Below are 6,366 nucleotides of genomic sequence, written 5' to 3'. Positions count from 1 at the left end.
CCGTCTTTAGTGTTTCTTATTTCTTTTTTTAATTCCTCTATTGTATGTAATTCTTTTACCTCTAACCTCTTCATACTTCACTTCAAGCAATTCTTATTCCTTACATATTGTTCGCTGTCATTTGGGTTTTGGTATAATAAATCATTTTTGCAATACTCACCATCGCATAAATCCATATAAAATCGAATATATACCCCAAACACCTTCAATATTAAAATATCCGAAAATCAGCATAGCCCAATACCATATAAAAGTCCAAAGTCTTTCTTCTTGCATATATGCTCCTTTTTTTCACAATAATAAAGCATAAATACGAAATTTCGTTTCGGATTTTTAATTCTTTGACGAAAAACATCTACTTTTTAAGTTATATACAGATGAGAAAAGTTTTATTCAAAATATATTCAGGTATGAAAAAGGTGTATTACACAATGGATGCGATCATAGAAACAATAGAAAGCTTAAGGAGCAAAAAATGAGTAAATATTTTTACTCCCCGTCAATTCAAAATTGTTTATGTCAGGTGCTAAATCTATGGCGTGTAATATGGAAACATACTGCTCGTTTTTGTGGTAACTCCATCGCTTAAAGATAAAAGTTTTCACAAAATCGGCAAGAAAGAATAAATTGTCTGATTTATAGGAATTTTGAACAATTTTTCTATTTAAAGGAAAAGTAACCTTTTAACAACATATAAATAAAGCAATTACTAAATGTCAAAAATACATTTGCACTGCTTGCTTTTCTATCGCTATGCCGCTCCAGACTACTAACTCATGCTTTTAAACTAACCCATTAATAATCTATATACATAGATAAATTTCAAACGGATTATTATAAAATGAAAAAGAAAAAAAGATTAATTTTTAAAATAATCCTGAATGGATTTAACTTTCTCTTCGCTTGTCTGTAAGAATTCAATTGCTTCAACAGCAGCAAACGCCGCCGCCATTGTTGTAAAATAAGGAATTCCCTGATTCAGCACTTCTCGTCTTATGATTTTAGCGTCGTCTTTGCTCGCTTTGTTGTCGCTTGTGTTGATAACAAGTGCGATTTCCTCGTTTTTAATCATATCTACGATATTCGGTCTGCCTTCACTGATTTTAAGTACCCTTTCACACTTTATTCCGGCTTCGCTAATTACTTTATACGTCCCGCTTGTGGCCACTATTTCAAATCCGTGGTTAGTAAGCGCTTTTGCAAGAGCCGGCGCAAACTCTTTATCTATATTGGTAAGTGAAATAAACACTTTCCCGCTTGTCGGAAGGAAGTTTTTACATGCCGCCTGTGATTTTGCAAAACTTTCCCCGAAACTTTCGCTGATTCCCATAACTTCACCGGTTGATTTCATTTCAGGTCCTAAAATCAGATCCGCTCCAGGCAGTTTATTGAATGGGAATACCGCTTCTTTAACGGCGATATGTCCTTTCCCCTGAGGTTTAAATACATTACCGTCAAACGTTACAACACCGAATTTATCGTAAAAATTGAGTGCTTCTTGAAGTACTTTGCCTCCGTTTATTTCAGGGTTGTATGCCAAGTTCCACATAACCCTTGTCGCCACTTTTGCCAAAGGAAGTCCTGTGGCTTTTGATACGAAAGGCACCGTCCTGCTGGCTCTCGGATTAACTTCGATTAGATAAAGTTTATCCCTGTGAAGGGCGTACTGGATATTTAAAAGTCCTTTTACACCGAGTTTTAATGCTATTTGTTTAGTTGCGTTTTCGATTTCTTTAAGTTTTTCTTCACTGATGCTAACCGTCGGAAGCGAACACGCACTGTCCCCCGAATGGATCCCGGCTTCTTCGATATGCTGCATAATTCCGCCGATATATACTTCTTTCGTATCGCTTATAGCATCAACGTCAAGCTCGATGGCTCTGTCAAGAAATTTGTCGATTAGCACGGGGCTTTCGTTTGAAACGCTGACAGCCTCATCCATATAGGCTTTCAGTTCGTTTTCGTTGTAAACGATTCTCATAGCCCTACCGCCGAGTACGTAACTCGGTCTGACAAGCACCGGGTAACCGATGTTTTCGGCGATTTTATAAGCTTCTTCTTTGGTAAACGCAGTACCGTTTGCAGGCTGGTTAAGACCTAATTCTTCAATAAATGCGGAAAATTTTTCCCTGTCTTCCGCCGTGTCTATCACTTCGGCCGACGTTCCTATAATATTCGCATTTATTCTTGTAAGGGACTTGGCCAGTTTAAGAGGCGTCTGTCCTCCGAACTGAACGATTACGCCCTCCGGTTGTTCAAGCTCAACCACGTTTCTTACCCTCTCAAACGTAATAGGCTCGAAATAAAGCACGTCGCTTGTGTCATAATCCGTTGAAACGGTTTCCGGGTTACAGTTGTACATAATCGTTTTAACCCCTAAATCGTTTAGGGCGAAAGCCGCATGCACACAGCAGTAGTCAAATTCAATCCCCTGCCCGATTCTGTTCGGTCCGCCTCCTAAAATAAGCACTTTTTTGTCATTTTCAAGATCACTTCCTCTCAAAGGCACGTTTTTGGTAACGTTTACGCTTGAATAAAGATAGCTTGTAGTGGTGTCAAATTCCGCCGCACACGTATCGACTTCGTTATAGTCGATTTCAACGCCTAATTTTTTTCTCGCCCGATATACTTCCTCTTCGGTTTTGCCTATAAGTTTTGCTATCATCTTATCACTGAATCCGTATGTTTTTGCTTTTCTTAAAAGTTCTTCATTTTCCAACACTGCCGGAGTTATCTCTTTTTCAAGATCCACAATTTCTTTAATCTGATTTAAAAACCACGGATCTATTTTGCAGATATCGAAAATTTCCTCCACGTTTTTGCCTCTTCTGAACGCTTCGGCAACATATAAAAGTCTGTTTTCGTTGGGAATTCTTATGTTTTTAACAAGTTCGTCTTCCGTGCAGTTCATTTTTTCAAATCCGTCAAGTCCCGTTTCAAGCGAATAAAGGGCTTTTTGAACGGATTCTTTAAACGTTCTGCCTATCGCCATAACTTCACCGACACTTTTCATTGAAGTTGTAAGAGTCGAATCCGCCTGAGGGAATTTTTCAAACGTAAATCTCGGAATCTTGGTAACCACATAATCTATTACCGGCTCAAAACTCGCAGCGGTTCCGGTAATGTCGTTTTGAATCTCGTCAAGTGTGTAACCCACGGCTAAAAGAGTCGCGATTTTTGCAATGGGATATCCCGTAGCTTTAGAAGCGAGAGCCGAACTTCTTGAAACCCTCGGATTCATTTCGATTACAATCATTCTACCGTTTTGGGGGTTTACGGCAAACTGAACGTTGCTTCCCCCCGTATCAACACCGATTTCCCTGAGAATTGCAAAAGAGGCGTCCCTCATTTTCTGGTATTCTTTGTCGGTCAAAGTCAGCGCCGGCGCAACGGTAACACTGTCACCCGTATGCACACCCATAGGATCAACGTTTTCTATCGAACATACGATAATACAGTTATCATTTCTGTCCCTGATAACTTCCATTTCGTATTCTTTCCAGCCGAGCATCGATTCGAGGATTTCTATTTCGTTAATCGGACTCGCTTCGATCCCCGTTTTCGCAAGGGCTTTAAATTCTTCCATATTGTAAGCGACCCCGCTTCCGAGCCCTCCGAGGGTGTATGCGGCTCTGACAATTAAAGGAAAGCCGATGTTTTTGGCAATTTCAACGGCCTCTTCAAGTGTGTGGGCGGTTTCGCTTTTTGCAAGATCAAGCCCTATTCTTTCAATAGCCTTTTTAAACTCCTCCCTGTCTTCGCCTTTTTTAATAGCTTCCGGGTCGGCCCCTAAAAATTCAATACCTTCAAGCATACCTTTTTCATACATTTCCATCGCAACGTTAAGCGCCGTCTGTCCCCCCATTGTCGGAAGTATTGCGTCAACTTTTTCTTTTTCGATAATCTTAGCCACCACATCGGCGGTAATAGGTTCGATATAAGTGGCATCCGCAAATTCCGGATCAGTCATAATCGTAGCCGGGTTCGAATTAACAAGAACAACCCTGTATCCGAGAGATTTGAGTGTTTTTGCAGCCTGAACGCCCGAATAGTCGAATTCGCAGGCCTGTCCTATGACGATCGGACCGGAGCCTATAAGCAGTATGGTTTTAATATCTTCTCTTTTTGGCATACGGTACCTTTTTTATATGTAATTATATCTTAATAATGGAAAATGGAAAATGGAAAACGGAAAATTAATGTATAATTCCGTTAAAAAGGTCTGATTTGAGTTTACCTCAAAAAATTGAAACATTAAGATATGCCACCGTATTCAACAAAGCGACAAGAAAATATGCCGAAGAAAAACTGAAAAAAGACAAAACATATCTTCTTAAATGTCTCGATGAAGACGTCAAAGAAAATATCGTTTTCAGAAACTACAGTGATTATTTAACTTCCGTGGTTTTGGAAGAAGAAGGCAAAATTGAGAGATTCAAACCTTTAAAACGGCAAAAAATTTTTTCCACAAAAGAGTTTTTAAAACATTATATCAGCGATTTAAACAAAATCCCAGATGAATTCAAAATTCAAAAAGTCGGGGTCTTCGATACGGAAACAACCGACATCTACGGATACATAATCTCTTACGCCATCGTAATTCAGGATATGCTGACAAAAACAACCGAAGAAATATACGAGTTTTTAAACCCGGAAGCGAAAATAAGCGAAGAAGCCTTTGAAGTCCACAAAATAAAACAGGAGGACTTGCAAAACAAACCCTCTTTCAGCGAAAAAAAAGAGGAAATTTTAAATATATTCGATTCGCTCGATATGGTCGTCGGCCACAACGTGCTGTACGATTTCGGGGTCTTAAAAAGGGAACTTGAAAGGGCGCACCATTTCCCCAACATCTTAAACGTCCCTATATTCGACACAATGTATTATTCCGCGGATGTCGTAGTGCTTGAGAAGAAAAAAATGCCCCGTCTTGAAGAGTGTGTGGCGTTTTTCTTCGGAAAACAAAACGCCAACTACCACGATGCGCTTGAAGACGTCAAAATGACACTGAAGGTTTTCAACAGACTGCTTGAAGAAAAATAATCAGTAATCGCAAAACACCCCTTTAACCCCTTTTTTAAAAAGTTCCGACTTAAGTTTTCTATCGTTAACGGTATATACGTTCGTATAAATTCCGGAGTCCAAAAGTTCTTCGATATCACGTTTTCTTACATTTTCTGTATTTATATGGTAAAAGCCCGCATTCAATTTTTTCAAATAACCCGCTGGGTTATCCACTCTTTTGTCAAACAGGGCGGCTTTGTAAAAACCGTCTATTCTTTTAATATATTCATGGTTAAAAGAAGAAATAAGCATATATTCTTTAACATCGAAACGTTCTATACGGCTTAAAATACTTTCCGTTACAAAATCCGGATCCAAATCTGAATTTTTTATTTCGAGATTCGCCCAAAAATCGTTTTTCTTTATAAATTCCAACACTTCATCAAGGCTCGGTATCGAATTTTTAGAAAGAGCGTTCAAAAAACCGTAATCAAGCTCGGTATGAAACGGATTTTTTCTGATAAACCAGGAGACATTGTCAAGTTTTTTAATCTGTTCATACGTCAAATCTTTCACCCGGTGTTTTTCAAACAGCTCTTTTACATTGGTACACCCCAGCAGGTCATCATCGTGATAAACCACCGGGACAAGGTCTTTGGTAAACCGTACGTCAAATTCAAACATATCGAATCTGTTTAAAGCGGCTTTAAAAGCGTAAATCGTATTTTCGGGAAAATAAGCCCTGTATCCCCTGTGGGCGATATATACATTCCTTTTATTAAAAACGTACAAATTTTTGCCTTTGAATGTTTTACATATTATAATTCGTTTTATCAATTAAATAAAGGGTTCTTATGAGCGTATTTGAAAGCGTAATACTCGGATGTGTCGAAGGAATCACCGAATTTTTACCGGTTTCCTCAACCGCTCATCTGATAATAGTTTCCACCCTGCTGGGACTGAAACAGAGTATGCAAAACGTGGCATTTGAAGTAATTATACAATTGGGCGCCACACTTGCGATTGTTTTGATATATCTTGAAAAAATCAATTTCAAAGAAACGGCCCTTTGGAAAAAAGTGCTACTTGCGTTTTTACCTCTTGCGCTGACAGGTTTTTTGCTAAGACACCAGATAAAAGATCTTTTTACCGTTAAAACCGCGGCATGGATGTTTATTATAGGCGGTATCGTGTTTTTTATAGTGGAAAAAATCTATTCCGAAGAAAAAATAAAAATAGACGACGTAGAAAAGGTGACATTCAAACAGGCGCTGATTATAGGTTTTTTCCAGGTATTCGCCCTTATTCCCGGAACCAGCAGAAGCGGTGCGACGATAGTAGGCGGAATGCTGAGCGGCCTTA

Annotated in this window: 4 protein-coding genes; 2 read left to right on the top strand and 2 right to left on the bottom strand. The window is 38.9% G+C overall.

The features are described 5' to 3' along the window. Positions 1-859: 859 nt before the first annotated feature. A complete protein-coding gene (carB, locus tag ACXJIE_RS03110) occupies positions 860-4,132 on the bottom strand; it encodes a carbamoyl-phosphate synthase large subunit (protein WP_456479519.1) in 3,273 nt (1,090 codons plus the stop codon). Positions 4,133-4,227: 95 nt separating this feature from the next. On the opposite strand from carB, the gene ACXJIE_RS03105 reads away from it, so the two are divergent. After that, positions 4,228-5,043 (top strand): 3'-5' exonuclease, encoded by an 816-nt coding sequence (locus tag ACXJIE_RS03105; protein WP_456479518.1) that lies wholly within the window; start codon positions 4,228-4,230, stop codon positions 5,041-5,043. On the opposite strand, the gene ACXJIE_RS03100 is transcribed toward ACXJIE_RS03105, so the two are convergent. Then, complete coding sequence (locus ACXJIE_RS03100) at positions 5,044-5,796, bottom strand: glycerophosphodiester phosphodiesterase (protein ID WP_456479517.1); 753 nt, start codon at positions 5,794-5,796, stop codon at positions 5,044-5,046. A gap of 62 nt (positions 5,797-5,858) precedes the next feature. On the opposite strand from ACXJIE_RS03100, the gene ACXJIE_RS03095 reads away from it, so the two are divergent. Next, positions 5,859-6,366, top strand: a 508-nt coding sequence (locus tag ACXJIE_RS03095; RefSeq protein WP_456479516.1) for an undecaprenyl-diphosphate phosphatase, incomplete at its 3' end; no start/stop codon positions are given.

It is taken from the genome of Nautilia sp. (assembly GCF_053994455.1).
This window is presented reverse-complemented; position numbering and strand designations above follow the sequence as displayed.

What these genes read in the sequence shown, in the direction of transcription:
- carB (WP_456479519.1), bottom strand. Translation starts at nt 4,132, where the DNA reads ATGCCAAAAAGAGAAGATATTAAAACCATACTGCTTATAGGCTCCGGT.